At 61.9% G+C, this 25,640-nt stretch carries 29 protein-coding genes; 13 read left to right on the top strand and 16 right to left on the bottom strand.

Features of this window, described 5'->3' with window-relative positions; translation table 11 throughout:
* Positions 1 to 38 precede the first annotated feature (38 nt).
* Complete coding sequence (cutA, locus tag CTR2_RS22885; RefSeq protein WP_087080715.1) at positions 39 to 413, top strand: divalent-cation tolerance protein CutA; 375 nt, start codon at positions 39 to 41, stop codon at positions 411 to 413.
* A gap of 107 nt (positions 414 to 520) precedes the next feature.
* Here cutA and ftsY read toward each other — a convergent pair whose 3' ends face one another.
* On the bottom strand, positions 521 to 1,678 hold the full coding sequence (gene ftsY, locus CTR2_RS22880; RefSeq protein ID WP_087080717.1) for a signal recognition particle-docking protein FtsY: 1,158 nt from the start codon (positions 1,676 to 1,678) through the stop codon (positions 521 to 523).
* A 64-nt stretch (positions 1,679 to 1,742) separates the two neighbouring features.
* Between ftsY and CTR2_RS22875 the strand changes: the two genes are divergently transcribed.
* The 4 genes from CTR2_RS22875 to coaD all read left to right on the top strand — a co-directional run bounded on the left by CTR2_RS22875 (position 1,743) and on the right by coaD (position 5,908).
* A complete protein-coding gene (locus tag CTR2_RS22875; RefSeq protein ID WP_087080719.1) occupies positions 1,743 to 3,176 on the top strand; it encodes a M16 family metallopeptidase in 1,434 nt (477 codons plus the stop codon).
* 17 nt (positions 3,177 to 3,193) lie between these two features.
* Entirely contained in the window at positions 3,194 to 4,546 is a 1,353-nt protein-coding gene (locus tag CTR2_RS22870) for a M16 family metallopeptidase (RefSeq protein ID WP_087080721.1), read from the top strand.
* On the top strand, positions 4,543 to 5,253 hold the full coding sequence (gene rsmD / locus CTR2_RS22865; protein ID WP_087080723.1) for a 16S rRNA (guanine(966)-N(2))-methyltransferase RsmD: 711 nt from the start codon (positions 4,543 to 4,545) through the stop codon (positions 5,251 to 5,253). The genes CTR2_RS22870 and rsmD overlap by 4 nt, the downstream gene beginning before the upstream one ends.
* Positions 5,254 to 5,413: 160 nt before the next feature.
* Positions 5,414 to 5,908 carry a pantetheine-phosphate adenylyltransferase gene (gene coaD / locus CTR2_RS22860; RefSeq protein WP_003066712.1) on the top strand — a complete coding sequence of 165 codons (495 nt, stop codon included), beginning with the start codon at positions 5,414 to 5,416 and terminating at the stop codon, positions 5,906 to 5,908.
* Between the two features lie 4 nt (positions 5,909 to 5,912).
* Here the strand turns inward: coaD and CTR2_RS22855 are convergent, their stop codons facing one another.
* From CTR2_RS22855 to CTR2_RS22835, 5 genes are all read right to left on the bottom strand, one after another.
* On the bottom strand, positions 5,913 to 6,968 hold the full coding sequence (locus tag CTR2_RS22855) for a zinc-binding metallopeptidase family protein (protein WP_087080725.1): 1,056 nt from the start codon (positions 6,966 to 6,968) through the stop codon (positions 5,913 to 5,915).
* Between the two features lie 120 nt (positions 6,969 to 7,088).
* Complete coding sequence (locus CTR2_RS22850; RefSeq protein WP_087080727.1) at positions 7,089 to 7,409, bottom strand: BON domain-containing protein; 321 nt, start codon at positions 7,407 to 7,409, stop codon at positions 7,089 to 7,091.
* Positions 7,410 to 7,478: 69 nt separating this feature from the next.
* The gene (locus CTR2_RS22845; protein WP_087080729.1) at positions 7,479 to 8,021 is read right to left on the bottom strand and encodes a YtxH domain-containing protein; all 543 of its coding nucleotides are present in this window, start codon (positions 8,019 to 8,021) and stop codon (positions 7,479 to 7,481) included.
* 161 nt (positions 8,022 to 8,182) lie between these two features.
* Positions 8,183 to 8,344 carry a DUF1328 domain-containing protein gene (locus CTR2_RS22840; RefSeq protein WP_003051882.1) on the bottom strand — a complete coding sequence of 54 codons (162 nt, stop codon included), beginning with the start codon at positions 8,342 to 8,344 and terminating at the stop codon, positions 8,183 to 8,185.
* A gap of 158 nt (positions 8,345 to 8,502) precedes the next feature.
* Positions 8,503 to 9,852 carry a sensor histidine kinase gene (locus CTR2_RS22835; RefSeq protein ID WP_087080731.1) on the bottom strand — a complete coding sequence of 450 codons (1,350 nt, stop codon included), beginning with the start codon at positions 9,850 to 9,852 and terminating at the stop codon, positions 8,503 to 8,505.
* A gap of 133 nt (positions 9,853 to 9,985) precedes the next feature.
* On the opposite strand from CTR2_RS22835, the gene CTR2_RS22830 reads away from it, so the two are divergent.
* A complete protein-coding gene (locus tag CTR2_RS22830; RefSeq protein WP_003051886.1) occupies positions 9,986 to 10,618 on the top strand; it encodes a response regulator in 633 nt (210 codons plus the stop codon).
* 57 nt (positions 10,619 to 10,675) lie between these two features.
* On the opposite strand, the gene CTR2_RS22825 is transcribed toward CTR2_RS22830, so the two are convergent.
* The 4 genes from CTR2_RS22825 to gpmA all read right to left on the bottom strand — a co-directional run bounded on the left by CTR2_RS22825 (position 10,676) and on the right by gpmA (position 14,393).
* Positions 10,676 to 11,056, bottom strand: coding sequence for a response regulator (locus CTR2_RS22825; RefSeq protein ID WP_003066723.1), 381 nt, complete (start codon positions 11,054 to 11,056; stop codon positions 10,676 to 10,678).
* 106 nt (positions 11,057 to 11,162) lie between these two features.
* Positions 11,163 to 11,930 (bottom strand): HesA/MoeB/ThiF family protein, encoded by a 768-nt coding sequence (locus tag CTR2_RS22820; RefSeq protein WP_087080733.1) that lies wholly within the window; start codon positions 11,928 to 11,930, stop codon positions 11,163 to 11,165.
* 75 nt (positions 11,931 to 12,005) lie between these two features.
* On the bottom strand, positions 12,006 to 13,517 hold the full coding sequence (locus tag CTR2_RS22815) for a S41 family peptidase (RefSeq protein WP_003072649.1): 1,512 nt from the start codon (positions 13,515 to 13,517) through the stop codon (positions 12,006 to 12,008).
* A gap of 132 nt (positions 13,518 to 13,649) precedes the next feature.
* A complete protein-coding gene (gene gpmA / locus CTR2_RS22810) occupies positions 13,650 to 14,393 on the bottom strand; it encodes a 2,3-diphosphoglycerate-dependent phosphoglycerate mutase (RefSeq protein WP_087080735.1) in 744 nt (247 codons plus the stop codon).
* A gap of 285 nt (positions 14,394 to 14,678) precedes the next feature.
* On the opposite strand from gpmA, the gene CTR2_RS22805 reads away from it, so the two are divergent.
* From CTR2_RS22805 to CTR2_RS22790, 4 genes are all read left to right on the top strand, one after another.
* Positions 14,679 to 15,086, top strand: a complete 408-nt coding sequence (locus CTR2_RS22805) for a rhodanese-like domain-containing protein (RefSeq protein ID WP_087080738.1) — start codon at positions 14,679 to 14,681, stop codon at positions 15,084 to 15,086.
* A gap of 73 nt (positions 15,087 to 15,159) precedes the next feature.
* Positions 15,160 to 15,417 (top strand): glutaredoxin 3, encoded by a 258-nt coding sequence (grxC, locus tag CTR2_RS22800; protein ID WP_087080739.1) that lies wholly within the window; start codon positions 15,160 to 15,162, stop codon positions 15,415 to 15,417.
* Positions 15,418 to 15,614: 197 nt separating this feature from the next.
* Positions 15,615 to 16,076 carry a protein-export chaperone SecB gene (gene secB, locus CTR2_RS22795; protein ID WP_003066740.1) on the top strand — a complete coding sequence of 154 codons (462 nt, stop codon included), beginning with the start codon at positions 15,615 to 15,617 and terminating at the stop codon, positions 16,074 to 16,076.
* A 116-nt stretch (positions 16,077 to 16,192) separates the two neighbouring features.
* Positions 16,193 to 17,203 carry an NAD(P)H-dependent glycerol-3-phosphate dehydrogenase gene (locus tag CTR2_RS22790; RefSeq protein ID WP_087080741.1) on the top strand — a complete coding sequence of 337 codons (1,011 nt, stop codon included), beginning with the start codon at positions 16,193 to 16,195 and terminating at the stop codon, positions 17,201 to 17,203.
* 137 nt (positions 17,204 to 17,340) lie between these two features.
* Here CTR2_RS22790 and CTR2_RS22785 read toward each other — a convergent pair whose 3' ends face one another.
* The gene (locus CTR2_RS22785; RefSeq protein ID WP_087080743.1) at positions 17,341 to 18,231 is read right to left on the bottom strand and encodes a DMT family transporter; all 891 of its coding nucleotides are present in this window, start codon (positions 18,229 to 18,231) and stop codon (positions 17,341 to 17,343) included.
* A 237-nt stretch (positions 18,232 to 18,468) separates the two neighbouring features.
* Positions 18,469 to 19,716, bottom strand: coding sequence for a diaminopimelate decarboxylase (gene lysA, locus CTR2_RS22780; RefSeq protein WP_087084455.1), 1,248 nt, complete (start codon positions 19,714 to 19,716; stop codon positions 18,469 to 18,471).
* Between the two features lie 105 nt (positions 19,717 to 19,821).
* Between lysA and CTR2_RS22775 the strand changes: the two genes are divergently transcribed.
* Complete coding sequence (locus tag CTR2_RS22775) at positions 19,822 to 20,748, top strand: LysR family transcriptional regulator (RefSeq protein WP_087080745.1); 927 nt, start codon at positions 19,822 to 19,824, stop codon at positions 20,746 to 20,748.
* A gap of 87 nt (positions 20,749 to 20,835) precedes the next feature.
* On the top strand, positions 20,836 to 21,207 hold the full coding sequence (locus CTR2_RS22770) for a polyhydroxyalkanoate granule-associated phasin (protein ID WP_003066750.1): 372 nt from the start codon (positions 20,836 to 20,838) through the stop codon (positions 21,205 to 21,207).
* A 20-nt stretch (positions 21,208 to 21,227) separates the two neighbouring features.
* Here CTR2_RS22770 and CTR2_RS22765 read toward each other — a convergent pair whose 3' ends face one another.
* Both CTR2_RS22765 and CTR2_RS22760 read right to left on the bottom strand, forming a co-directional pair.
* A complete protein-coding gene (locus CTR2_RS22765; protein ID WP_087080747.1) occupies positions 21,228 to 22,709 on the bottom strand; it encodes a SulP family inorganic anion transporter in 1,482 nt (493 codons plus the stop codon).
* Positions 22,710 to 22,800: 91 nt separating this feature from the next.
* A complete protein-coding gene (locus CTR2_RS22760) occupies positions 22,801 to 23,250 on the bottom strand; it encodes a MaoC family dehydratase (RefSeq protein ID WP_087080749.1) in 450 nt (149 codons plus the stop codon).
* A 100-nt stretch (positions 23,251 to 23,350) separates the two neighbouring features.
* On the opposite strand from CTR2_RS22760, the gene CTR2_RS22755 reads away from it, so the two are divergent.
* On the top strand, positions 23,351 to 23,752 hold the full coding sequence (locus CTR2_RS22755; RefSeq protein WP_087080751.1) for a hypothetical protein: 402 nt from the start codon (positions 23,351 to 23,353) through the stop codon (positions 23,750 to 23,752).
* Between the two features lie 125 nt (positions 23,753 to 23,877).
* On the opposite strand, the gene panC is transcribed toward CTR2_RS22755, so the two are convergent.
* The gene (gene panC / locus CTR2_RS22750) at positions 23,878 to 24,717 is read right to left on the bottom strand and encodes a pantoate--beta-alanine ligase (protein WP_087080753.1); all 840 of its coding nucleotides are present in this window, start codon (positions 24,715 to 24,717) and stop codon (positions 23,878 to 23,880) included.
* 39 nt (positions 24,718 to 24,756) lie between these two features.
* A complete protein-coding gene (gene panB / locus CTR2_RS22745) occupies positions 24,757 to 25,626 on the bottom strand; it encodes a 3-methyl-2-oxobutanoate hydroxymethyltransferase (protein ID WP_087080755.1) in 870 nt (289 codons plus the stop codon).
* Positions 25,627 to 25,640 lie beyond the last annotated feature (14 nt).

Genomic DNA, 25,640 nt, shown 5'->3' with positions numbered 1-25,640 from the left:
GTGGCGGGCAGGGCGGTCTTGGGCCTAGACTAGGCGACATGAGCACCACATCTACCCAGACCGCCACACTCAAGTCTGCGTCCGCGCAGGACAGCCATTGGGCCACGCTGTGCGTGGTGACGACGACCGTTGGGCACTCGGCAGAGGCCGAAGACATGGCGCGGGCACTGGTCGCGGCCAAGGCTGCGGCCTGTGTGCAGACCGAGCGCATCACCTCGTATTACGAGTGGGATGGCGTGCTGCAGACAGCCCCCGAATGGCGCCTGATCTGCAAGACCCTGCCCGAGGCCCTGCCGCGGCTGACCGCGCTGCTGCGCAGCCATCACAGCTATGAAGTGCCCCAGATCACCATGCGCACCGAGCGCTGCCTGAACGACTATGCCAAATGGCTCAAGCAGCAGGTGCAGTCTTGAACGCTGAATAATAAAGGAGCGCCTTGCGCGCTCCTTTATTGGGCTTCAGTGTTTAATCTATCTGAAAACTCGATAGATAAAGCGCTGGCAGCTATGGTTCTTGTGCTTCAGGACAGCAGGGCCTGGGCGAACTCGCGTGCGCTGAAGGTTTCCAGATCCTCGATCTTCTCGCCCACGCCGATGAAGTAGACGGGCACGGGGCGTTCCTGTGCAATCGCGGCCAGGACGCCGCCCTTGGCTGTGCCGTCGAGCTTGGTGACGATCAGGCCCGTGAGCTGCAGCGCATCGTCGAAGGCACGCACCTGGGTCAGGGCGTTCTGGCCGGTGTTGCCGTCAATCACCAGCAGCACCTCGTGCGGCGCCGTGCCGTCGGCCTTGTTCACCACGCGCTTGATCTTCTTGAGCTCTTCCATCAGATGCAGCTGCGTGGGCAGGCGTCCGGCCGTATCGACCAGCACCACATCCTTTTTGCGCGCCTTGCCGGCGGAGACGGCATCGAAGCTCACGGCGGCGGGGTCGCCACCGTCCTGGCTGATGATTTCCACGGTGTTGCGATTGGCCCAGACGCCCAGCTGCTCGCGCGCGGCGGCGCGGAAGGTGTCGGCGGCGGCCAGCAGCACGGACTGCTCGCCGTCGGCCAGATGCTTGGTCAGCTTGCCGATGGAGGTAGTCTTGCCCGCACCATTGACGCCGGCCACCATGATGACGGTCGGTGTGTGCTCGCCGATGGTCAGCGGCTTTTCCAGGGGCCTCAGCAAATCGGTCAGCGCATCGGCCAGCAGCGCCTTGACGGCGGCGGGTTCGGTGGTCTTGGTGTCCTTGACGCGGCGCTTCAGGTCTTCCAGCAGATGCTGGGTGGCCTTGACGCCGGTGTCGGCCATCAGCAGCGCGTCTTCCAGCTCTTCATAGAGCCTGTCGTCGATCTGCGTGCCGGTAAAGACGGTGGCGATGCTGGAGCCGGTCTTGCGCAGACCGGCTTTCAGGCGTTCCATCCAGCTTTGACGGGAATTTGGGGCTTGCGGCTTTGCGGTAGGCTCGGGGGCTGCTACAAAATCCTGAGTGGCAGACCGATCTTCGGCGGCCTTGGCCGTCGAGCTGCCACCAAAGGGTTTGCGCCACCAGGAGCTGCTGCCGTTTTCGGCAGGCGTATCCTGTGGAGCTGGCCCGGTTTGCGGGGCAGGAGCGGGCGCCGCGGCTGCCTCGGCAGCGGGCGTGGTGTTCACTGCATCGGGTGAACTGGGCTTTTTCTTGAAAAAACTGAACATTGGCGGGTTTTTAGAATCGCATCATTCTATGAAACATGTACGCGCACTCCCTGTACTGGGCTTAATGGCCTGTTTGAGCGCTGGGGCAGCCTTGGCTGCGCCGGGCGCATCGTCGCAACCTGTGCCTGCTGCCGCCACGGCGGCCGCGTCGCAAGTGCAGCAGTTCACGCTGAAGAACGGCATGCAGCTGATCGTGCAGCCCGACCGGCGCGCGCCCACGGCCGTGCACATGGTCTGGGTACGCGTAGGCTCCATGGACGAGGTCGACGGCACCACGGGCGTGGCCCATGCGCTGGAGCACATGATGTTCAAGGGCTCCAAAAGCGTCAAGCCCGGAGACTTCTCGCGTCGCGTGGCGGCGCTGGGCGGCCAGGAAAACGCATTTACCTGGCGTGACTACACGGGCTACTACCAGCAGATTCCGTCCAACCGTCTGGAAGACGTGATGAAGCTGGAGTCCGACCGTTTTGCCAACAACCAGTGGCCGGACTCCGAATTCAAGAAGGAAATCGAGGTCATCAAGGAAGAGCGCCGCATGCGCACCGACGACCAGCCGCGTGCCATGCTGATGGAGCAGCTGATGGCGGCAACCTTCATGGCCTCGCCCTATCGCCGCCCCGTGGTGGGCTGGATGAGCGATCTGAACTCCATGACGCCCGGCGATGTGCGCGACTTCCACAAGCGCTGGTATGTGCCTGCCAACGCCGCCGTGGTGGTGGTGGGTGATGTGAACGTCAACCAGGTGCGTGCCTGGGCCGAGAAGTATTACGGCAGCATTCCCGCGCGTGCTCTGCCTCAGCGCAAGCCGCAGATCGAACCCAGGCAGATCGGCGTGCGCCGCATCGAGGTCAAGCAGCCGGCCGAGCAGGCCTTTATCGCCATGGCCTATCGCACGCCCACCTTGAAGAGCGTGGACAAGCTGCAGGCAGAGGACAAGGACGCGCTGGCGCTGCTGGTGCTGTCCGCCGTGCTGGACGGTTATGACGGCGCTCGCCTGGAGCGCGCCCTGGTGCAGGGCGAAGGCCAGGCCAATGGTCGTGTGGCCGATAGCGCCGGCAGCTCGGCCAACATCATGGGGCGCGGGCCCAGCCTGTTCATGTTGACCGGCGTTCCGGCCCAGGGCAAGACCGTGGCCGATGTGGAAGCTGCTCTGCGTGCCCAGATCAAGAAGGTGGCTGATGAGGGCGTGCAGGCCGATGAACTGGAGCGCGTCAAGACACAGTGGATGGCCTCCAACGTCTATGAGCGTGATTCCGTCATGGGTCAGGCCCAGAACCTGGGCAATTACTGGATCCAGAACATGCCGCTGGATGCCGAGGACAAGCTGCTGGCCGAACTGCGCAAAGTCACCTCTGACGATGTGAAGGCCGTGGCCGCCAAATATTTTGGTGACGACCAGCTCACTGTCGGCACCCTGGTGCCTCAGCCTCTGCCCGCGGGTAGCAAGCCCCAGCGTCCCATGTCGGGCAAGGCGGATGCAGATAAATCCATGCACTGAGCGCAGCGGAGAAACCTATGAAAACTATGAAAAAGATAGCTGCTGGCGCCTTTGTAGTAAGCGCTGGAATGGGTTTTTTAACCCAATCTGCCTGGGCCTTGCTGCCGATAGAGCATTGGACCCAGCCCAGTGGCGCCCAGGTCTGGCTGGTGCAAAGTCCCGGCATTCCCATGGTGGATGTGCAGGTGGACTTCGACGCCGGCAGCCGCCGTGATCCCGAGGACAAGGTGGGCCTGGCGACAGCCGTGGCCATGATGTCCTCCAAGGGCATCAAGGCGGCAGGCGATGCGCCTGCGCTGGATGAAAACGGACTGGGTCAGGCCTGGGCCGACCTGGGGGCCAGCTTTGGCGCCAGCGCGGGGCGTGACAGCTTCAGCTATGGCCTGCGCACCCTGACCGAGCCCAATCTGCAGCAAAAGGCCGTGGCCCTGGCGGCACGCCAGATTGCCTCGCCAAGCTGGCCGGAAGCCGTGTGGCAGCGTGACCGAGAACGCTGGAGCGCCTCCATCAAGGAAGCCGACACCCGTCCCGGCACCGTGGCTTCCAAGGCCTTCCGCAAGGCGGTTTTCGGCAGCTCGCCCTATGGCTATCAGACCACGGTCGACAGCCTGTCCCGGATCGATGTTTCGGCCATGCAGGACTTTCACCGCAAGCTGATTGCCGCCTGCCGCGCCAAGGTCAGCGTGGTGGGGGCGGTCAATCGCCAGCAGGCCGATGCCATGGTCAAGCAGCTGCTGGGGCCGCTGCAGGCCACCAATGGCAATGACTGCCCGCCGCTTCCTGCCGTGAGCAAGGTGCAGGACCTGCAGCAAGCCAAGGTCGAGAACATCCCGTTCGAGTCGGCCCAGGCCCAGGTGCTGATAGGCCAGCCCGGCATTGCGCGCAACAACCCCGATTTTCTGGCCGTGATGGTGGGCAACCATATCCTGGGCGGCGGCGGCTTCACCTCCAGGCTGATGGAGGAGGTGCGTGAAAAGCGGGGCCTGACCTACGGGGTCTCCAGCGACTTCTCGCCGGGACTGGATCGTGGTGCCTTCATCATCGGCCTGCAGACCCGTCCCGACCAGGCGGCCGAGGCACTCAAGGTCTCGCAGGACGTGTTGCGCAAATTCATAGCCGAAGGTCCTAGCGACAAGGAACTCAAGGCGGCCAAGGACAATCTGATCGGCGGCTTTGCCTTGCGCATAGACAGCAATCGCAAGCTGCTGGGCAATGTGGCCAACATTGCCTGGAATGGCCTGCCGCTCGACTATCTGGAGCACTGGACCGATCGCGTTCAGGCTCTGACCACCAAGGACGTGAAGGAGGCGATGCAGCGCATGCTCCAGCCCGAGCGCATGGTCACCATCACTCTCGGAGCCAAGCCATGAGCCGCAGCGCCATCAAGCTACACACCCCCGCAGGCCGCAAGGCGCTGGACAAGATGATTCACGAGTCCGAGCGCAAGGCGCAGGAGCTGGCGGCCAGCCGTCCGGCCCGCCCCGGAGCCAAGGCCGCCCAGCCTGCCGCCGCCAAGCCGGCGGCCACCGGGGCCGGTGAAATCCGCATCATCGGCGGGCAATGGCGCCGCACGCGTCTGGCCGTGGCGCAAAAGCCTGGTCTGCGGCCCACGCCCGATCGCGTGCGCGAGACCCTGTTCAACTGGCTGGGTCAGGACTTGAGCAACTGGAAATGCGTCGATGCCTTCTCGGGCACGGGGGCGCTGGGCTTCGAGGCCGCATCGCGGGGCGCCAGCAGCGTCATCATGAACGAGCAGGATGCCGCCCTGGTGCAGCAGCTGCAGCGTCTGCAGCAGAAGCTCGATGCCAGGATGGTCAAGGTGCAGCGCGGTGATGCGCTGAGCTGCCTGAAGACCGTGGCGGGGCAGGATCTGATCTTGCTGGATCCGCCCTTCGGTCAGACCGAGCTGTTCGAGCCCGCGCTCAAGGCGGCCGTTGCGGCCTTGAACGACGGTGGCTTCATTTACCTGGAAGCTCCCGAAGCCTGGGCCGAAGAGCGCCTGCTGGAAATGGGACTGGAGCTGCATCGCTATCTGAAGGCCGGCGCCGTCCATGCGCATCTGCTGAAGAAGCAGTAGACCTTTGCTATTGAACCGGGAGCTGCAGGCGCTTCGAGCAGAGGCGTCAGCAGCTCTTTTTTGCGTGGGTCAGCGCTGTGCAGGCCTGAATGCATAATCTCTTTACGCTGCACTGCAGCAGCCCTTACCCTCATCAAGACCCGCAGGAGAGAGATAAGCCATGAGCCAGGACCTGATTGCTGTTTACCCCGGAACCTTTGACCCGATCACGCTGGGGCATGAAGATGTGGTGCGCCGGGCTGCACAGCTGTTTGGCAAGGTCATCGTGGCCGTGGCGGCAGGCCATCACAAAAAGACGCTGTTTTCGTTGGAAGAGCGCATTGCCATGGTGCGCGAGTCCTGCGCCAACTATCCGCAGGTGGAGGTGGAGAGCTTTGACGGGCTGCTCGCGCATTTCGTGCTCGCGCGCGGCGCCAAGGCCATGGTGCGCGGCCTGCGCGCGGTGACGGACTTCGACTATGAGTTCCAGCTTGCCGGCATGAACCGCACACTGATGCCCGAGGTGGAAACCGTGTTCCTCACGCCCAGCGATCGCTATCAGTTCATCAGCTCCACCTTTGTGCGCGAGATTGCCACGCTCAATGGCGATGTGGACAAGTTCGTCTCCAAGGGCGTGCATGAGCGCCTGATGCTCAAGGTCGGCCGCAAGGCCTGAGCTTTCAGCCTCCCTGGCTAGTCACCCTGCTGCGATAGCTGCTGATGGTCTCGTGGACGAAGCGCAGCTTGTCCCAGGCCGCGCCGGAAATGGCAAAGGGATAGGCGTCGCCATGGCCGAGGCCGCGATTCAGGCTGTTGTGCAGCAGGGTCAGCGGCACCCACTGGGATTGCATCACCGAAAAATCGGGTGGCACCGGCCCCAGCGGGTTCTGAATGAGTTGCTGGCCCGTGCTGGGGATGTCCGGCACGGTAATGCAGGTGCCATAGCTGGCAGCGGTCTCCAGCAAGTCCACCATGTGCAGATAGTGAGCCCAGGTCTCGGCCCAGTCCTCCCAGGGGTGGGCCGTGGCATAGGCGCTGATGAACTGACCGCGCCAGCTGTTGTCCAGCGGGTCCTTGCCGTAATGGCGCTGCAGTGCCTGGGCATAGTCCTGATTCTCATAGCCAAACAATGCCCTGAAGCGCTCCAGATGCACGCTGTTTGCTATCAGCTGATCCCAGTAGAAATGTCCCGATTCGTGACGCAGATGTCCTATCAGCGTGCGATAGGGCTCGTGCAAGGCCTGACGGCGTTTGGCGCGCTCATCGTCGTCTGCCTCGACCACGTTGAGCGTGATCATGCCGCTGGCATGGCCGGTCATGACGGGGTTCTGGCCGGGAAGATCCGCGAGCAGGGAAAAGCGCGGCTCGGCCACGCGGTGCCCATGAGGGTCCAGCAGGCCCAGCCTGGCCAGGGTGTAGAACAGCCTGCGCTTGGCGACCTCGATCTTGGCCCAGCGCAGCTCATTGGCGGGATCGCCGCCGTCCGGCAGCCATTCGGTCTGTCGGCAGGAAACGCAGAGCGGCTGCGGGTCTGAGGCCTCGATCGCAAAATTGCACAGGCTGATGTTGTGGCGGTGGGCGCAGGCGCGGTAGCGTGCGTCGGGGCCCCCGGCCAGGGGCAGAATGCCGACGCGCAACTGGTCGGGCAGAAAGGCCTGGCTGGCCCCGCAATGCACGCATTGCAGGCTTTCAAAATAGATCAGGTGGCCGCAGGCCTCGCAGTTGAAAACTTGCATGCGGACACTTTAATGGCGAAGTCAGCGACCCGGTTGTAGGAAAAAACAAAGCCAGCTCAAAAGCTGGCTTTGGGGCTGGAAGCGCAGCCCTCGGACAGGGCTTTGCTTCATGCGGGCAGATCAGGGTCTGACCACGATGCTGTTGCGCACTTCGCGCACATGCTTGGTCGTGCGGGCAATTTCGCCGGCACGGGCCTTTTCTGCTTCGGATTTGGCAAAGCCCGACAGCTGTACGGTGCCGTTCATGGTTTCCACGCTGATGGCGGTTGCAGAGACATTCTTGTCTTCGGCCATCTTGGCCTTCACCGCAGTGGTGATGCCGGCGTCGTCCACATAGGAGCCCACAGTCTGCTGGTCACGAGCCACCGAACAGGCCGTGGTACCCAGCACGGTCGTTGCGGCGACCAGACTGAAAGCCAAAGCGCGAGTCAGATCCTTCATATGGTTCTCCCTTGGTTTTGAAAAGGCGCAAAGAACGCTTGTGAAAAACAGCTCAGAGTGAATTTCCGCTCACTTCCTGCGCGAGCGACCCAGAAAGAAGGCCGTCGCCAGGGCTGCGCCGGTCGCGGCGGCGATCAGCACGGAGCGCCCGGGTTGTTCGGACACATACTTGGTGGTCGCATCCGCTGCGGTGTTGAACTGACGGCGTGCGCGATGTGAGCTGTCGGCCCAGAAGTTGATACTGCGCTCGGCCAGATCCTGTGCCCGGTTGGCCAGGTTGTCGATCAGCGGGTTTTCGCTGTCGTCGATATTGCGCATATGACGCCCCGTGGAGTCGATGGCCTCGGAGGCTGTGCGGCGTGCGCGGCGTGCGGCGTCATGAACCTTGTCGGCGACGTCCTCTGCCACGTCCTGAGCTTCATTCACCATTTTCTGGGCGGTCTGCTTGCCGGAGTCCACTGCATCTTCAGCGGCATCGGCCACCTTGTGGGCCACATTCTGGGCGGATTGGGCGGCATGCTTTGCAGAGTCCTTGGCATCGGCAGCCAGCTCCTTGGCAGCGTCCTTGAGATCTTCAACCGTGTCCTTGGCGTCTTTTACGGCTTGGCTCATTGTTTGGAACTCCCTGAAATCTAGAAATTATCGTGACAGCGTGAAGTAACGCCAGTCTTCGTAACCCGGCCTCTCGGAGGCAGAAGCTGAGAGCGATCATGGCGAATACTGGTGGTTTGTGCAATGTGCAGGAACAAAGTTCTACACATTTGGCGCCAGTGCTATTTCTTCACGAGGCCCATCAGGAAGGTGATGACGGCCATGACCAGAAACACGAAAAACAGAATCTTGGCGATACCTACGGCGCTGGCCGCGATGCCGCCGAAGCCGAACACTGCAGCGATCAAGGCAATCACCAGAAAGACAATGGCGTAGTGCAACATGGTTTTCTCCTATCGAATGCAGGCCGACAGGCATTGCCGTGCGGCCATGTATTGAATGTAGAGAACTGAGCCGCCCAGGCTTGACGGTGAGCTTCTGTCACCAGGGTCGGGGTATTTAGGGACAGTCATGTAGGACTGCGTTGACATGTACACCCAGTTCAGGTGCTTGCCATTGTCAAAGGAATGACTGCCGAGATAGTGGTTCCCTTGCCGAGCTGGGATGCCACGGTAAGCCTGCCGCCGACAGCTTCAACACGGTGTTTCATGCCTGCCAGTCCATGGGAGTTGGGGCGCATGCTGGCCGTCTCGAAGCCTTGACCATCGTCCTGGATCTGCACGGCCACATAGGTGGGATAGTTGTGTACCGTGACGATGACATGACTGGCCCTGGCGTATTTCCCGATGTTGGTGAGCGACTCCTGTACGACGCGATAGACCGTCAGCTGCGTGGATTCAGGCAGGTCCACTTGCTCCAGGCTGCATTCCACCTCGATGTTGCTGCGTTCACCGAATTCCCGTGTCAGGATTTCCAGCGCGGTGGTCAGGCCCAGGTTGGATAGAGAAGAGGGTCGGAGGTCTTCAATGATGCGGCGTTTGAGTGCAATCCCGCTGTTGAGCGTCTCGATCAGATGGGTGATGCGTTCGGAGACGTCGGGTGTCGAGGTGTCGATCTTGGACTTGAGGCGGGCAACGTCCAGTTTCGCTGCGGTCAGCAGCGAGCCCAGTTCGTCGTGCAACTCGCGTGCCAAGTGCGCTCGCTCATCCTCGCGTACTTGCTGCAAATGGGTTGCCAGCTCGGTGAGGGCCGCTGTGCGGTCGCGAACGACTTCCTCCAGACGATTGCGTTCATCGCGCTGAATCTCCTGCTCGCGCTGATGTGAGTGCTGCAGCGCATTGGCCTGTCGCAGGTACATGAAGAAGCCCAGAATCCCCAGAGCGGTCACTGTCGCAATTCCCAGGCGTGACAGACCCAGCGTTTGTTCGATATCCGCGAGATTGGACTTGACGCGCTGGTCGATGCTGTCCATCAGGGTCTTGATGTGGCCCCGTATGGCATCCATGTTCTCCATGCCTACGTCGGTAAACATCACAAAGCGCCACGCTTCATCGTTGCCCTGGCGATAAAGGCGCAGGCTCAGCTCCATTTCGCTGGTCTTGCGCTCTACCTGGCGGGCCAGCGGAGTAAAGGTTGCCAGCTCCTTGGGATCCATGATGAAGATGCCGCGCAGGTCATCCATGCTGCTGCTGATGGCGGCGGAGGCAGAGTTATAGGGCTCGAGATAGCGCTCCTCTCCCGTCAGCAGGTAGCCGCGCAGGCCGGTTTCCGCATCCAGCATTTGCTGCATCAGCAAATTGAGCTTGGCTCTGGTGGCTTGCGTCTTGGTGAGCGTGTCCAGAGCGTGCAGCGAGCGCTTATAGCCTGCTTCATTAATGCTTACCATTAAGACTGCCGCAATGACTGCGATCGTCAGGCTGACTGCAATTTTGCGGATATTGGTCCAACGCATCTACATCCTCTCACCTACAAGGCAATTACCTGATATTCTGCATAACCGTAGCGTCAACGACTGACATCATAGTGCGGGTCTTAAAATGTGATGCGCCCTGGAGATGAGCGCAGTTTCATGAAAAGAGGTGTTCATGATAAAAGTAGGCATAGTGGATGACCATGCGATTGTTCGCTCGGGATTACGCCAATTCCTGTCGGAACATGTAGATCTGAGGGTCGTGGGAGAAGCGGGCAATGGGCGGGAGGCCATTGACTTGGTTCGGGAGCATGAAATTGACGTGCTGTTGATGGACTTGTCCATGCCAGGGCAAAGCGGCATAGATGCCTTGGCCATGCTCAGGGCCAAAGCACCTGATATGGGTATCCTGATACTAAGTGGATACCCTGAGGAGCATTACGCAATCAACTTGATTCGTCAGGGGGCCAGCGGATATCTCAACAAGGAGTGCGATCCTCAGGATATTGCAGAGGCCATCCGGACTGTGGCTCTGGGAAGGCGTTACCTGACGCCGGCAGTTGCAGATCTTTTGGCCCAGCAACTCAACCGCAAGGATGATGTTCCGGCACACGAGCAATTGTCGGAGCGTGAGTTTCAGGTATTCCTGAAGCTTGCGCGCGGCGAGACGGCTGGAGACATTGCCAAATCGCTTTCGTTGAGCGTGAAAACAGTGAGCACTTACCGGACAAGACTCATGGAAAAAATGGGCCTTTCCTCAAATAGCGATCTGACATACTATGCGTTGAAAAATCGATTGATCGATTAATGGAGACTCCAATAAAAAAGGCTTGAGATATTCAAGCCTTTTTTATTTTCATTATTTTCAAGATTTACTGGTATTTAAATCGATACAGAAATCGATAAGCGCATCGATTTCGTTGGATTTGTCAAATACGGCATCTGCGCTGAGTTCAAGGCAGCGCTGTCGTATATCGGCGGTCGCGTAATTGCTCAACACGAGCAGCTTTTTCTGCGGTGGTCGATGTTGAAGGCTTGTGACGATGCCGAGACCGCTGCCCTCGCGCAAGAACAAGTCTACGATGACCAGGTCCCAGGCGTCAGGGTTGTGGCTGAGCCAGCGTACAGCATCGGCTTCGGTCTCTGCCACCCCGACCGCTTCCACATCGGCAAGCTCCGCCATCGTCGCAATCAGGTTGTCGCGAATCGTGGGATTGTCTTCAACAAAAAAGGTACGCAGTTTCACGACGGTAGCAAGCTGATGAGGTGGACGCCAAGGATCAAGCGGTGAGAGTCATTTCAATTCTCAATGTGGAAAATCAATTACGGCCCATGAAAAAATCATTGTATTGTCATTTTTTGTAATTTGTGTTTGGCGTTCCGCAGATATCACAGGTTTTAACCCTAGCAATTTTCATCCTACTCCACTCCATGGAACGCGCATCAAGCATTTGAAGTTGTCCGACAGAAGATCGGCCAAAACCGACAATCAGCTTCAGTGCTTCTGCAGCTTGCTGGGTGCCGATCAGTCCAACCAGCGGAGCAAAGACGCCCATGGTCGAGCACTGAACCTCTTCAAATTCAGCCTCTGGCGGAAAGACGCATGCATAGCATGGGCTGTCGGGGTTGCGTGGATCAATGACCATCAGCTGGCCATCGACACGGATGGCAGCTCCTTCGACCAGGGGTATGCCGTGGCGTACGCAAGCCGCATTGATGGTCTGGCGGGTCTTGTAGTTGTCGGTGCAGTCGAGCACGATGCTTGCCTCAGGCAGCAGTTCATCGAGCAGGGTCTCGGTTGCACGCTGCTGGATGCAGCGAATCTCGATCCCGGGATTGATGGCATGTACGGCAGTGCGGATCGAATCCACCTTGGGCATGCCTATGCGCTCGGTCGTGTGGGCAATCTGGCGCTGCAGATTGGTCATGTCCACGACGTCGTTGTCGACGATGGTGATGCGCCCCACACCTGCCGAGCCCAGATAGAGTGCGGCAGGCGAGCCCAAGCCGCCGGCTCCAATGATCACTGCATGCGCTGCCAGAATGCGTTCCTGGCCTTCGATGCCGATTTCGTCGAGCATGATGTGACGGGAATAGCGTAGCAATTGATCGTCATTCATCGGTTTGCTTCCATGGTTCCAAGAAAAAAGCCGGGCAAGCCCGGCTGATTTTGAGCGGGTTCCATAACCCGGTGCTTATTTTTTGCTCTTGTCGGATTCGCCTTTTTCGGGCGCTTTCTTGTCAGCGGGCTTTTTGTCCGCGGCCGTCGCGTCTCCGGGCTTCTCTTCGATTTTGCGCTCCGTCAGGGTTTTGCTGACCTTGACAGGTTGGCCTTTGAGCTTGTTCAGCGCCTGTTGCAGCTGAAAGTCCTTTTCGGACCCGAATTCCGGCAGGCGGCGTTCGGCGGCTGGCTTCTTGGCTTCCTCTTCCAGGCGTTTGCGCGCTTCTTCGCGGGCCTTTTCAAGTGAATCGTTCTTGACCTCCGCACCCTGTCCACTGGACAAATGCTTTTCAAGGTCTGCTTCACGCATGCTCAGCGCAGCAAACAAATCGCCGTCTGCAGTCTCATCCACCATCACATCAGGCACGATGCCCTTGGCCTGAATGGATTTTCCACTAGGCGTGTAGTAGCGCGCCGTCGTCAGTTTGAGAGCCGTATCGGGTCCCAGGGGGCGCACGGTTTGCACCGATCCCTTGCCAAAGGACTGGCTGCCCATGACGGTAGCGCGTTTGTGATCTTGCAGAGCTCCGGCCACGATCTCGCTGGCCGAGGCCGAGCCTTCGTTGACCAGCACCACCAGAGGCAGCTTTTTCAGTGCCGCAGGCAGGCGTTGCAAGGGGTCGCCAAAACCGCGCTGGGCGTAGAACTCGGGCGATGCCTTGTAGACGGCCTTGCTTTCGGCCAACTGGCCGTTGGTGGAGACCACGGGAACATCGGGTGGCAGGAAGGCTGCGGAGATGGCTACGGCCGCATCCAGCAAACCGCCGGGATCGTTGCGCAGGTCCAGCACCAGTCCCTTGAGATTGGGCTCCTGCTTGTAGATTTCCTCGACCTTGCGGACAAAGTCATCCACGGTGCGTTCCTGGAACTGGCTCAGGCGGATCCAGGCATAACCGGGCTCGATCACCTTGCCCTTGACCGATTGGGTCTTGATTTCTTCGCGGGTGATGGTGACGGGGAAGCTGCGGCTTTCATCCTTTCGCAGGATGTTCAGGCGCACCTTGGTATTCGGTTCGCCACGCATGCGCTTGACAGCGTCATTGAGCGTCAGGCCCTTGACGGCCGTGTCGTCGATCTTGGTGATCAGGTCGCCGGTCTTGAGACCCGCGCGGAAAGCGGGCGAGCCTTCGATGGGGGAGACGATCTTGATCAGCCCGTCTTCCATGGTGATCTCGATGCCGACGCCAACGAACTTGCCGGAAGTGCCTTCCTTGAATTCTTTGTAGGTTTTCTTGTCGAAGTACTGGGAGTGAGGGTCCAGGCTGGAGACCATGCCGGAGATGGCGTCGGTGATCAGCTTCTTGTCGCTGACCTGCTCCACGTAATCGGTCTTGATCAGGCCGAAGACGGCCGACAACTGCTGGATTTCTTCAAGTGGCAGAGGCGTCACACCCCCGCGAGCCAGCGTCTGCAGGGATACGGTGGTCAACGCACCGGCGACCACGCCCACAGAGATCCAGCCTGCAATTTTGATTTTTTGACCCATAGCACCCCTTAAACCATTCGCAATATACACCTTGGACGGCGGAAGGCCCATGAGGTTCCACAGGCCTTTTGCCGTGTCAGTCCTGTTCAGACTGCGCAAGCGGCCTGAACAGGAGCGGTGAAGAGGTCTCTCTCAGGCCTTGCCCTGGGCTGCAACTGCCGCTGCTGCCTTGGCGGCGGCTTCGGCATCGCCCAGGTAGTAGTGGCGGATGGGCTTGAGATCGGCGTCGAGCTCATAGACCAGAGGAATGCCGTTGGGCACGTTCACGCCCACGATCTTGTCGTCGGCGATATTGTCCAGATACTTGATCAGGGCGCGGATGGAGTTGCCGTGGGCGGCAACCACCACGCGCTTGCCGGCCTTGATGGCGGGGGCGATGGACTCGTTCCAGAACGGCACGACGCGCTCGACCGTGTCCTTGAGGCACTCGGTCAGCGGGATCTGCTCGGGCTGCAGCTTGGCGTAGCGCACATCGCTGCGTTCGCTGCGGGGGTCGGTGGCTTCCAGGGCGGGAGGCGGCACGTCGTAGCTGCGGCGCCAGACCAGCACTTGTTCGTCGCCATACTGCTTGGCCATATCGGCCTTGTTCAGACCCTGCAGACCGCCGTAGTGGCGTTCGTTGAGACGCCAGCTATGCACCACGGGCAGCCAGGTGCGGTCCATTTCATCCTGCACATGCCACAGGGTACGGATGGCGCGCTTGAGCACGCTGGTATAGGCCACATCGAAGTCATAGCCTTCTGCCTTGAGCAGTTGGCCGGCCTTCTTGGCCTGTTCGACGCCGGTGGCAGTCAGATCCACATCGGTCCAGCCGGTGAAGCGGTTTTCAAGGTTCCAGGTGGATTCACCGTGGCGGATCAGAACGAGCTTGTACATGGATTCTCTCAAAGTAGCAAAGCAGTAATGACACAAAGTCAAAACCGTGCATTTTAGGGGCAGGTCTTTGTCCGGGCTTGAGGCAAGGTAAGCCGGTCGGCTCCAGCGGCGGCCGCCAAGCTATTCCTGTTGGGCCCTTCGGGGATTGTGCAGAGCACTCACTTGCGGCGTAAGGCATATAAACAGAGGGTTTTGGCTTGCGAGAGGAGGGGCTGTGGTCCTCTGGCGCGATCCGCCGGCAAGCCTGCCTCTAAAATCGTTCGGTTTGCCATCCCAAGGAATGACGTGAAATTCATCATTGATAACTGGTATTTGATCCTGATTGCCGTGGCTTCGGGTGTGATGCTGCTGCTGCCCGCACTGCGCGGAGCGACAGGTGGTTCGCTGTCGGCAGCGGCTGCCGTGCACCTGATCAACCGTGAAAAAGCCGTGGTGCTGGACGTCTGCGAGCCTGAAGAGTTTGCGGCCGGCCATGTCAACGGAGCCAGGAACCTGCCCCTGAGCCAGTTGGAGGAAAAGCTGCCCACTACCGTCAAGAACAAGCAGCTGCCCGTGGTGCTCGTGTGCGCATCGGGCGCCCGTGCTGCGCGTGCCGAAGCCGTGGCCAAGAAGCTGGGTTACGAAAAGGCCCAGGCGCTGGCTGGCGGCATGAAGGCCTGGCGCGATGCCGGCCTGCCGGTTGAAAAAGCCTGATTCGGCCGCAACTGAGAACTCTGACGACTGCAGCACAGCATGCTGCATTGCAAAAACACCAAGGAAGTTGCTCATGCAAGCCGTGAAGATGTACACCACCGCCGTCTGCCCCTATTGCATTCGTGCCAAGCAGATTCTCAAGTCCAAGGGCGTGGAGCAGATCGAGGAAGTGCGCATCGATTTCGATACCGCTGCCCGCGATCACATGATGCAGGTCACCGGCCGCCGCACCGTACCCCAGATCTTCATTGGCGATACCCATGTGGGCGGTTGCGACGATCTGATGGCACTGGATGCCAAGGGCGGTCTGCTGCCCCTGCTGCAAAGCTGATTACTTGCCGTGCCGCTGCCGCCAAACGGCATGAATTTGCGCTTTGTGCTGCCTGCTACGACGCAGCCTCTGGCTGTCACTGCATAATGCAAAGCGCTATTTCATGGAAATGCCTGCTGTGAGGATAGCTGTGTGCTAGTCCTCTGCGCAGGCATTTTCATTTCCCTCTCAAGATTTTCTGAAAGACCTAGCTCATCATGGCCGAACAAGACAACAGCCCCGTGTTCCAGATCCAACGCGTGTATCTGAAGGACCTGTCCCTGGAGCAGCCCAACTCTCCCGCCATCCTGCTGGAGCAAGAGCAGCCCAGCGTGGACATCCAGCTGGGTGTGGAAGCCACTCCCGTGGCTGAAGGCGTCTACGAAGTGGCCGTGACCGCCACGGTTCAGACCAAGATCCAGGACAAGACCGTGTTCCTGGTCGAAGCCAAGCAGGCCGGCATCTTCGAAATCCGCAACGTTCCCGAAGACCAGATGGGCGGCGTGATCGGCATTGCCTGCCCCCAGATCATCTACCCCTATCTGCGCGGCAACGTGGCCGACGTGGTGACCCGCGCCGGCTTCCCTCCCGTGCATCTGGCCGAAATCAACTTCCAGGCCATGTACGAGCAGCAGCAAGCGGCTGCCGCAGCACAGGCCGAAGGCCAGCTGCCCCAGTAAGCTGACGGCAATTGCTGATTCCTGCGATGTGCAAGAATCGGCGGCCAGGCAAGAAAGAGGCCCTCGAGGCCTCTTTTTCTTGTGGGTTGTGCGCAAACTGCTATCAAAATTCAGGTATGAAAATTCTTGTCATCGGCGCTGGCGCCTGGGGTACGGCCATGGCCATCAGCGCGGCCACCCATCCGGAGCAGGGCAGCGTCAGCCTCTGGGCGCGTGACCCGGCGCAGGCGCAGCTCATGCAGGCCGAGCGCGCCAACAGCCGCTATCTGCCTGGCATCCGATTCCCGGATGCGCTCACGGTGGTCAGCGGAGATGTGATGGCCCATGTGGCGGATGCCGATCTGATTGTGCTGGGCACGCCCATGGCGGCGCTGCGCCAGTGGCTGGGCCAGCTCAAGGATTGTCGCCGGCCCGTGGTCTGGCTGTGCAAGGGCTTCGAGGCCGTGGCCGCCGATGCACCTGCCGGCAGCTATGGACTGATGGCGCATGAAGTCTGCCAGCAGGTGGCGCCGCAGCTGCAAAGCGGTGCGCTCAGCGGCCCCAGCTTCGCGGCAGAGGTGGCGCGCCAGCAGCCTACGGCTCTGGTGGCAGCCAGCGCCCACGAGGGTGTGAGCGAGCTGCTGGTGTCGGCCTTTCACGGCGAGGCCATGCGCGTCTATGCCAATCACGACATCGTGGGCGTGGAAGTCGGCGGAGCCGTCAAGAATGTGCTGGCCATTGCCACGGGTCTTTGCGACGGCCTGCAGCTGGGTCTGAACGCGCGCGCAGCCCTTGTCACGCGTGGTCTGGCCGAGATGACGCGTCTGGGCGTGGCCCTGGGCGCGCGGGCCGAAACCTTCATGGGCCTGTCCGGCCTTGGCGATCTGGTGCTGACCGCTACCGGCGATCTCTCGCGCAACCGCAAGGTGGGCCTGTTGCTGGCCGAAGGCAAGAGCCTGGAGCAGGCCGTGACCTCGCTGGGCCATGTGGCCGAGGGCGTGTACAGCGCCCGCACCGTGCTCGCCCGGGCGCGTCAGGTCGGCGTGGAAATGCCCATCACCGAAACCGTGGTTGCCCTGCTGGACGGCCAACTGCCGGTCACCGAAGCCGTGCAGCATCTGATGGTGCGCGATCCGCGCGGCGAATAAGCCCATAGAACGATAGCTGTTAGCGCTTGATATTCATTGATTTCAGATACTTTTCTATCTGAAAGTCAATGGATGCAGGCGGTAGCAGCTATTGTTTTCCATGGTGCTGGCCGACGGATTCCGGCGCGCCCGGCGAGCTACTTCGCCTCTCTGACGCTGAGCCAGGCACTCGCGGCCCCGCACAGCGCAATGACGACCATGCCCAGCACGGCCCATTGGTCGGGGATATGGCCATAGACCAGCCAGCCTGCCAGCAGTGCGCAGGGAATCTGGCTGTAGAGAAACGGCGTGATGGTCGCAGGCTCGGATTTTTCATAGGCCTTGAGCAGCATCAGATGTCCGACGGCGCTGCCTGCGCCCATGGCCAGTGCGGCCAGCCAGAGCGCGGCGCTGTCCGGCAACTGCCAGGACCAGGGCAAGGCCATGCAGCTCAGGCTCAGGGCCACTAGGCTGGTGTAGATCTGCGTGGTCAGCGGGCGCTCCTTGCCCGCCATGCGGCTGCTCAGGATCTGATAGGCGGTGTTGGCCAGCAGCTGCAGCGCAGGCCAGACCAGGGCCCAGCCGCTGAACTGGCCGCCGCCCGGTCGCAGGATGACCAGCGTGCCCGCAAAGCCCAGCGCCACCAGCACCCAGCGCAAGGGGCTGACCTGTTGACCCAGCCAGAGCGCGGCCAGCAAGGTCAGGGCCAGCGGCGTCAGTGCCACGATGGCCGTGAACTCCGCCAGCGGCAGATAGCGCAGGCTGAGCATGGCCAGCGCATTGCTCAGGCAAAACAGAATGGCGCGCAGACACTGAAAGCCCGGGCGCTGAGTGCGAAAAATCTCCAGCCCATGTCTCGCCACGCCAAAGCCTACAGTCAGCACCGACTGCAGCGCATAGCGCAGCCACAACGCCATCAGCAGCGGCAGCACGGCGCCCGCATATTTGGAGCCCGTATCGAGTATCGAAAAACAGGCGCAGGCCAGCACCGTGAAGCCGATGCCCGTCAGCGTATGGCGATGGACCGAGGAGGCGGAGTGCTGTGACATGGAAGAACTTGCCGGGCACTGGGCGGTGCCGAGAGAAAAGATTTCAGGTGATTTTGGCCTGAAGCCCTTTAAAGATAAGCGCTAGCTGCTATTTAACTTGAAGATGCAATTGCTAAAGGGCGCGGGCCAAACAAGAGCAGCCAAGCAAGGGCCGCCCCGCAGCGATGGCTGCGTCCCCCTCCCATAGCGCGCAGCGCGTAGAGAGAGGGGGAAGCCGCAAAGCGGCTCAGGGGGAGCTTACAAGCCCAGTTCCAGGGCCAGCAGTTCTTCCACCGTCTGGCGACGGCGAATCAGCTGGGTCTGTGCACCATCAATCAGCACTTCGGCGGCCAGCGGGCGGGTGTTGTAGTTGCTGGACATGGAGCTGCCGTAGGCGCCCGTGTCGTGAATCACCAGCAGGTCGCCCACACTGGCGCCGGCCAGCGAGCGGGGCAGCACCACGCCGCCGTCGCCCTGGGTGAAGACGTCGCCCGATTCGCACAGCGGGCCGGCCACCACGCTGTCCTGCGCGGGCAGGCTCTGGCCGTCGCGGCGCAGCACTTCCATGCCGTGGTAGCTGCCATACATGCTGGGGCGCATCAGTTCGTTGAAGCCGGTGTCGACCAGCACGAAGTGGTTGCTGCCCGCATTCTTGGTGGCGCGCACGGTGCCCAGCAGCACGCCGGACTCGGCCACCAGGAAGCGGCCGGGTTCCAGTTCCAGACCCAGGCTGTGGCCCACCAGGCTTTCGGCCTGCTTGCGCGCCGCATCCCACAGGCCGTGGTAGTGGTTGGTGTCGATGGTGGCATCGCCAGCACGATAGGGGATGGACAGGCCGCCGCCGGCCGAAATCGCGTGCAGGTCCACGCCCGCTGCCTTGGTGCGCTCGACCAGCTTGACCATGGCGCCGCAGACTTCCTGCAGATGGCCGTAGTCCACGCCCGAGCCGATGTGCATATGCAGGCCGGCCAGCACCAGGCCGCCGGCCTTGATGGCGTCCAGCGCGGCTTCCAGTTCGCTGTGCCAGATGCCGTGCTTGCTGTGCTCGCCGCCGGTGTTGGTCTTGTTGCTGTGGCCGTGGCCGAAGCCGGGGTTGATGCGCAGCCAGACATGGTGGCCCCTGGACACGGCGGCCATCTGGTGCAGCATGTCGATGGAGCCCGCGTTCACAGGCACCTGGTGCTCCACCACGGTGGCCAGCGTGGCCTCGTCCATCACGTCGGCCGTGAAGACGATGTCGGCAGGCTCGCCGAAGCCGGGCGTGAAGCCCGCCGCCAGCGCGCGCAGGACTTCGCCGCGCGAGACCGCATCCACCTTCACGCCCTGCTCGCGCATCAGCTTGAGTATGTGGATATTGGAGCAGGCCTTCTGGGCAAAGCGCACGGTGTCGAAAGCCTTGAGCTGGGCAATGCGCTCGCGGATGGTGGCGGCGTCATAGACCCACAGCGGCGTGCCGTACTGGTCGGCCAGGTTCCAGAGCTGTGCGGGAGAGAAGGGGTTTGCCATGGCGGTCTCTTGAAAGGGAATAGTTCCGCGCATCATGCACGCGGCTATCTATTCAGTCCAATAGCTTGATTTTTGAAGATCATTCAATATTGATATGCTTTGAACATGACTGATTCAGAAGCTTCGCAGCGCATCACCCATCGCCATATCGAGGTGTTCCGTGCCGTCATGACGGCGGGCAGCGTCACGGGAGCGGCGCAACTGCTCTATACCTCGCAGCCCACGGTCAGCCGCGAGCTGGCGCGCATGGAGCAACTGCTGGGCTATGCACTGTTCGAGCGCGTGCAGGGCAGGCTGCGCGCCAATGCGCGGGCCTTGCTGCTCTGGGACGAGGTGCGGCGCAGCTGGCAAGGCCTGGAGCGCGTGATCGACCGCGCCGTGGAGCTGGGGCGCCCGCAGGGCGCGAGCATCAGCGTGCTGTGCCTGCCGGCACTCAGCCATGCCTTGCTGCCGGGCGCGCTGGCGCGTCTGCAGGCCAGTCATGGCGCCGTGGCCGTGAGCGTGAGCACCCAGGAGGCACCGCTGCTGCAGGAATGGATGGCGGCCCAGCGCTTCGATTTGGGCCTGTCCGAGCTGGCCGAGGCGCCGCCGGGCACACGCAGCCAGCCCTTGCCGGCCATGGACGAAGTGGCTGTGCTGCCTGCCAACCACCCGCTGGCGCAGAAAGCGCTGCTGAGCGAGCGGGACTTTGAAGGCGAGTCCTTCATCAGCCTGGCGCGCGACGACCCCTACCGGGCCCAGATCGATGCGGTGTTTGCCCGCGCCGGCGTACAGCGCCGGCTGAGCCTGGAGACCGCCAGCGCCGTTGCCGTCTGCGCCATGGTCCAGCATGGCCTGGGTCTGGCCATCGTCAACCCGCTGACTGCGCGGGCCTGTGCCGGCCCGCAGCTGGTGGTGCGGCCGCTGGCGTTTTCGATAGCGTTCCAGGTGCACATGTTGCTGCCGCTGCACCGGCCTGCCGATGCGGGCCTGCCCTGGCTGACGACGGCACTGGAGCAGGAGGCACTCAGCCTGCTTGGGCACAGGCGCTGAATTCGGCGATAGGGCTTTCGCCGGTAAGCTTGCGCAAACTTCTATGTTGCAGTGCACAATAAAACGCCTGAATGCAAGGAGTTACACATGCCTGAATCCGCCATCCCCCACCGCACGGCCAGCGAGCTGCTGGACATCAGCATGGCCGTGCCTCAGGTCATCAACCACCGGCTCACGCGCATGGCGCTCAGCGGTCCGGTGCTCTCTGCGCGCGATCAGAAGGAGTTCACGCGCATGGTGGTGGAAAAGCAGGTCGCCTTCAGCCAGGCCTGGCTGACCATGGGGGCTGAAATGTTCAAGGTGCAGCAGCAACTGTGTCTGGCCTGGATGCGCAACCCCTGGACCATGAGCCAGAAGCTGCCCGTGGCGGCCGACAAGGTGGCGGCCAGAAGCCTGGCGCCGATTCGCCGCAAGGCCGTGGCCAATGCCAAGCGCCTGTCGCAGACCAGCCTGAAATAAGCGGTCAGCAGCCGCCAAACCTAGACCCTGATGCGCTCTACCAGTCGTTGACTGGTCTCGTCCAGCCCCGTCAGCTCCACGCGGCAGCCATGCTGGCGCAGACGCTCCATCACCTTGTCCAGCGCGCCCACGGCAGTGATGTCCCAGAAATGAGCGCCACTCACATCGATGCGGGCCTGCTTGCCGGCTGCGGCACGCACGTCGAAGGCTTCGATCAGGGCATCGGCCGAGGCAAAAAACACCTGGCCGCTCACCGTCCAGGTATAGATATCGCCAGCCTCGTCCAGGCTGCCCCGGACCTGCAGCATATGGGCCACCTTGAAGGTGAAGAACACGCCCGAGAGCAGCACGCCTGCCACCACGCCGGCGGCCAGATTGTGGGTGGCGATGGTGATGACCACCGTCACCAGCATCACCGAGCTGGACAGGCGCGGGTGGCGCACCAGATTGCCCAGCGACTTCCAGTCGAAGGTCGAGACCGACACCATGACCATGATGGCCACCAGAGCAATCACCGGCACCTGGGACACCCAGGGCTTGAGGGCGACCATGAGAATCAGCAGAAATACCCCGGCAAACAGGGTGGACAGACGACCGCGGCCGCCGTATTTCACATTGCCAACGGCCTGGCCTATCATGCCGCAGCCCGCAATGCCGCCGAACAGGCTGGCCGAGACATTGGCCAGGCCCAGGCCCGTGCACTCGCGGCTCTTGTTGCTGGGCGTGCCCGTCAGGTCGTCCACCACGGCGGCCGTGAGCACCGACTCCAGCAGGCCCACCATGGCAATGGCCAGGGCCGGCAGGGCGATGATGCGCAGCGTCTCCAGACTCGCGGGGATTTCGGGCAGGGCGAACAGCGGCAGGCTGTCCGGCAGATGACCCAGATCGGCCACGGCCTTGAGAGGCAGACCCATGAAGCTGCCCAGCAGCGTCAGCACCAGCACGCAGATCAGTGGTGAGGGAATGGCGGTCAGTGCCTTGAGCTGAAGCCTCTGTCCCAGCCAGGGCAGGCCGTAGATCAGGGCCAGGCCCAGGGCCAGCATGGCCCAGGTGGCGGTGTTGGCTCCCTGCAGATGCGGCAGCTGGGCTGAAAAGATCAGAATGGCGAGCGCGTTGACAAAACCCGTGCGCACCGAGCTGGAGACAAAGCGCACCAGGCTGCCCATCTTGCACAGGCCGAAGGCGATCTGCATGGCGCCGGCCAGAAGGCCCGCGGCCAGCAGATATTGCAGACCATGCGATGCGACCAGCGGGGCCGCCACCAGGGCCACCGAGCCGGCTGCTGCCGAGACCATGGCCGGACGTGCACCGAACACGGCAATCACGATGCTGATGATGAAGGAGGCATACAGCCCCACGGCCGGGTCCACGCCCGCGACAAAGGAAAAGGCAATGACCTCGGGAATCAGCGCAAACGTGGCGACGGCGCCGGCCAGCAGCTCACGCGGCACGCTGGGCGCCCATTCGGCGCGCCATCGGCTCAGGGAAAAATGGGGATTCATATCGCAGCAGCAAGTGAGGCGCTGCCCATGCAGAGCAGGCAGCGCCGGTGGGCGATATTAAGCAGTGCCCCGGACTTTTGCTGCGCGAGGGTCAGGCCGGGCGCTTGAAGCACACCATCTTGGGCCTGAAGCGCTGCAGCACCTCGCCACGCTGGTTCCTGGTGTGGGAGAGCACGCGCACCAGGGCCCGGTTGGGTTTGGACTGGGAGGGAATGATCTCCACGATTTCGGACTCCACCTGCAGCACGTCTCCGGGGCGCGTGGGCTGGGGCCAGGCCAGCTCTTCCATGCCGCCGCCGATCACACCGTCGGCCAGGGGAATGCTCTGCGTCACCAGCAGCATGCTGATGGAGGCTGTGTGCCAGCCGCTGGCGGCCAGACCCTGGAAGAAGGTGTTCTTGGCGGCTTCGGGGTCGAGGTGAAAGACCTGGGGATCGAACTGCCTGGCATAGGTAATGATTTGCGCCTCATCCAGCGGGTAGCCCTCGCTGATGAACTTCTGGCCTACGTACAGGTCATCCAGATACAGTTTCTCGCTCATTGGCGTCCTCTTTCATGCCGGTGTATGGGGTGGCTGACAGTATGCGCGGCGGCGGTCCGGGCCGCTGTTGCCAAGGTGCCATGGCGCTATGCTCGGACGCATGAATTTCGAGTTTGAAGATTCCGAGGTTGCGGCAATCAGCCTGCAGAACGGCGCACTGCAGATCCGCTTTTCCGCCGCCCGTGTGCATGACGGTGACCGAACCGGGGCCGGTGAGGGCCTGTGGCAGCCATTGCTATTGATATGCAAGCAAATTGCGCAGGCTGACAAAGGGCTGGAGGCGGATTTGACTCCAATATTGGTCGCCGTGGGCAGCGTCCGGCAAGCGCAACTGCATATTGCCGGGCAGCGCCTGCGCAGCCTGCCCCTGCCTTTTGTCAGCGATGCCGATTTTGTGCTGGAGCTGGAAATGGGCAACGGCCTGTTCTGCAGCCTGCAGGGTCGGGGCCTGGAGTTGAGGGCGCCGGCAAGCCAATGCTCCGTGGGCTCCTATCAGTGCTAAGACCGATTCGAAGCTGCCTTGTTCTTGATGCCTGACTCTGAATCAGAGACACGGGGCCAGGGCTTGATCCTTGGTTGGCCGCTTGGCAGCGGGTGTGCCGCCCGCTGCCAAGTGCCTAAGAGAGCTTAGAACTCCAGGTTGTCTATGAGCCTGGTGCTACCCAGGCGTGCAGCGCCCAGGGCCACCAGTTCGCCGCTGCGCGCATCGACAGGTGTCTGCAGATCGCTGCGCTGGCGCACGCTCAGATAGTCGGGCTCCCAGCCCTTGGCGCGCAGCGCGGCCATGGCCTGCGTTTCGAGATCGGCAAGATTGCCGCCCTGGCGCGCGGCATCGGCCAGGGCCTTGAGCGCCTGGGACAGCGCCATGGCCTGCACGCGCTGCTCATCGCTGAGGTAGCCGTTGCGCGAGCTCAGTGCCAGGCCACTGTTGGCACGCGCCGTGGCGCAGCCGATGATCTCTATGGGCAGGGCGAACTGCTGCACCATGCGGCGGATCACCATCAGTTGCTGATAGTCCTTCTGTCCGAAAACGGCCGTGCCGCCGCCCGTGGTGGCAAACACGGCCTGGAACAGCTTCATGACCACGGTGCAGACGCCGGTGAAGAAGCCGGGGCGGAAGTGTCCTTCCAGAATGTCGGCCAACTGTGCATCGGGCAGGACCTTGAAGGTCTGCGGCTCGGGGTAGAGGTCTTTTTCCCTGGGGGCGAAGACGATGTCGCAACCCTCGGCCTCCAGCTTGGCGCAGTCGGCATCGAAGGTGCGCGGGTAGCTGTCGAAGTCTTCGTGAGGCAGAAACTGCAGGCGGTTCACGAAGATGCTGGCCACGGTCACATCGCCGTGCTGGCGGGCCTGGCGCACCAGGGAGAGATGGCCTTCGTGCAGATTGCCCATGGTGGGCACGAAAGCAGGGCGGCCGCGACCGGCCAGGGCGGCGCGCAGGTCGGCGATGGTGTGAACGATTTGCATGACTCAAACAATGGGGAAAACAAAAACAAAAACCCGGACTCACCAGGCGTGCAGGGCATTGTCGGGGAAGCTGCCATTCTTGACGGCCTGCACATAGGCCTCCATGGCGCCCTTGACGCTGCCTGCATCGGCCATGAAGTTGTGCACGAACCTGGCCATCTTGCCCAGGTTCACGCCCAGCATGTCGTGCAGCACCAGAACCTGGCCGGCAGTGCCATTGCCCGCGCCAATGCCTATGGTGTGGCACAGCGGCAGCTCTTGGGTCAGCTGGGCGGACAGGGCTGCGGGCACCATCTCCAGCACCAGCATGGCGGCCCCGGCGTCCTGTAGTTCCAGCGCATGCTGGCGCAGCGTGGCGGCGGCCTGTTCGTCCTTGCCCTGGACGCGGTAGCCGCCCAGTGCATGCACGGTCTGTGGCGTCAGTCCCAGGTGGGCGCAGACGGGCACGCCGCGATCGACGAGAAAGCGCACGGTGGGAGCGGTCCAGCCGCCGCCTTCGAGCTTGACCATATGGGCGCCGGCCTGCATCAGCTGGCAGGCACTGCGCATGGCCTGTTCGGGACTTTCGGCATAGCTGCCGTAGGGCATGTCGGCAATCACCCAGGCCGTGGCCTGGGCGCGATGCAGGCCGCGCGTGACGCTGGCCGTGTGATAGGCCATATCCTGAAGCGTCACGCCCACGGTGCTGTGCAGGCCCTGGCAGACCATGCCCAGCGAGTCGCCGACCAGGATGCATTCGACACCGGCAGCATCGGCCACGGCGGCAAAAGTGGCGTCATAGGCCGTGAGCATGGTGATTTTTTCACCGGCCGCGCGCATCTGGGACAGGCGCGGCAGGCTGACGGGGCGGCGCTGGGGCTGGGGCGAAGAAGGGGGGATGGTGCCGTAAGGCGTGCCGGTAGCGGTCATGGGATGTCTCCTGG

Origin of the sequence: Comamonas thiooxydans (assembly GCF_002157685.2) — a bacterium.
In the GTDB taxonomy this organism is placed as follows: Bacteria; Pseudomonadota; Gammaproteobacteria; order Burkholderiales; family Burkholderiaceae_C; genus Comamonas; species Comamonas testosteroni_H.
The sequence above is the reverse complement of the archived record's forward strand: the minus strand, read 5'-3'. Positions and strand labels throughout refer to the sequence as shown.

Bases quoted from the DNA above. Each gene is read 5' to 3' on its own strand.
- CTR2_RS22840 (WP_003051882.1), bottom strand. From the start codon at position 8,344: ATGTTGCACTACGCCATTGTCTTTCTGGTGATTGCCTTGATCGCTGCA.
- CTR2_RS22830 (WP_003051886.1), top strand. From the start codon at position 9,986: ATGATAAAAGTAGGCATAGTGGATGACCATGCGATTGTTCGCTCGGGA.
- CTR2_RS22815 (WP_003072649.1), bottom strand. From the start codon at position 13,517: ATGGGTCAAAAAATCAAAATTGCAGGCTGGATCTCTGTGGGCGTGGTC.
- rsmD (WP_087080723.1), top strand. From the start codon at position 4,543: ATGAGCCGCAGCGCCATCAAGCTACACACCCCCGCAGGCCGCAAGGCG.
- ftsY (WP_087080717.1), bottom strand. From the start codon at position 1,678: ATGTTCAGTTTTTTCAAGAAAAAGCCCAGTTCACCCGATGCAGTGAAC.
- panC (WP_087080753.1), bottom strand. From the start codon at position 24,717: ATGCAAATCGTTCACACCATCGCCGACCTGCGCGCCGCCCTGGCCGGT.
- grxC (WP_087080739.1), top strand. From the start codon at position 15,160: ATGCAAGCCGTGAAGATGTACACCACCGCCGTCTGCCCCTATTGCATT.
- CTR2_RS22785 (WP_087080743.1), bottom strand. From the start codon at position 18,231: ATGTCACAGCACTCCGCCTCCTCGGTCCATCGCCATACGCTGACGGGC.
- CTR2_RS22870 (WP_087080721.1), top strand. From the start codon at position 3,194: ATGAAAACTATGAAAAAGATAGCTGCTGGCGCCTTTGTAGTAAGCGCT.
- CTR2_RS22790 (WP_087080741.1), top strand. From the start codon at position 16,193: ATGAAAATTCTTGTCATCGGCGCTGGCGCCTGGGGTACGGCCATGGCC.
- CTR2_RS22820 (WP_087080733.1), bottom strand. From the start codon at position 11,930: ATGAATGACGATCAATTGCTACGCTATTCCCGTCACATCATGCTCGAC.
- secB (WP_003066740.1), top strand. From the start codon at position 15,615: ATGGCCGAACAAGACAACAGCCCCGTGTTCCAGATCCAACGCGTGTAT.
- CTR2_RS22760 (WP_087080749.1), bottom strand. From the start codon at position 23,250: ATGAGCGAGAAACTGTATCTGGATGACCTGTACGTAGGCCAGAAGTTC.
- CTR2_RS22845 (WP_087080729.1), bottom strand. From the start codon at position 8,021: ATGAGCCAAGCCGTAAAAGACGCCAAGGACACGGTTGAAGATCTCAAG.
- CTR2_RS22775 (WP_087080745.1), top strand. From the start codon at position 19,822: ATGACTGATTCAGAAGCTTCGCAGCGCATCACCCATCGCCATATCGAG.
- CTR2_RS22770 (WP_003066750.1), top strand. From the start codon at position 20,836: ATGCCTGAATCCGCCATCCCCCACCGCACGGCCAGCGAGCTGCTGGAC.
- panB (WP_087080755.1), bottom strand. From the start codon at position 25,626: ATGACCGCTACCGGCACGCCTTACGGCACCATCCCCCCTTCTTCGCCC.
- CTR2_RS22875 (WP_087080719.1), top strand. From the start codon at position 1,743: ATGGCCTGTTTGAGCGCTGGGGCAGCCTTGGCTGCGCCGGGCGCATCG.
- CTR2_RS22765 (WP_087080747.1), bottom strand. From the start codon at position 22,709: ATGAATCCCCATTTTTCCCTGAGCCGATGGCGCGCCGAATGGGCGCCC.
- gpmA (WP_087080735.1), bottom strand. From the start codon at position 14,393: ATGTACAAGCTCGTTCTGATCCGCCACGGTGAATCCACCTGGAACCTT.
- coaD (WP_003066712.1), top strand. From the start codon at position 5,414: ATGAGCCAGGACCTGATTGCTGTTTACCCCGGAACCTTTGACCCGATC.
- CTR2_RS22855 (WP_087080725.1), bottom strand. From the start codon at position 6,968: ATGCAAGTTTTCAACTGCGAGGCCTGCGGCCACCTGATCTATTTTGAA.
- cutA (WP_087080715.1), top strand. From the start codon at position 39: ATGAGCACCACATCTACCCAGACCGCCACACTCAAGTCTGCGTCCGCG.
- CTR2_RS22755 (WP_087080751.1), top strand. From the start codon at position 23,351: ATGAATTTCGAGTTTGAAGATTCCGAGGTTGCGGCAATCAGCCTGCAG.
- lysA (WP_087084455.1), bottom strand. From the start codon at position 19,716: ATGGCAAACCCCTTCTCTCCCGCACAGCTCTGGAACCTGGCCGACCAG.
- CTR2_RS22835 (WP_087080731.1), bottom strand. From the start codon at position 9,852: ATGCGTTGGACCAATATCCGCAAAATTGCAGTCAGCCTGACGATCGCA.
- CTR2_RS22850 (WP_087080727.1), bottom strand. From the start codon at position 7,409: ATGAAGGATCTGACTCGCGCTTTGGCTTTCAGTCTGGTCGCCGCAACG.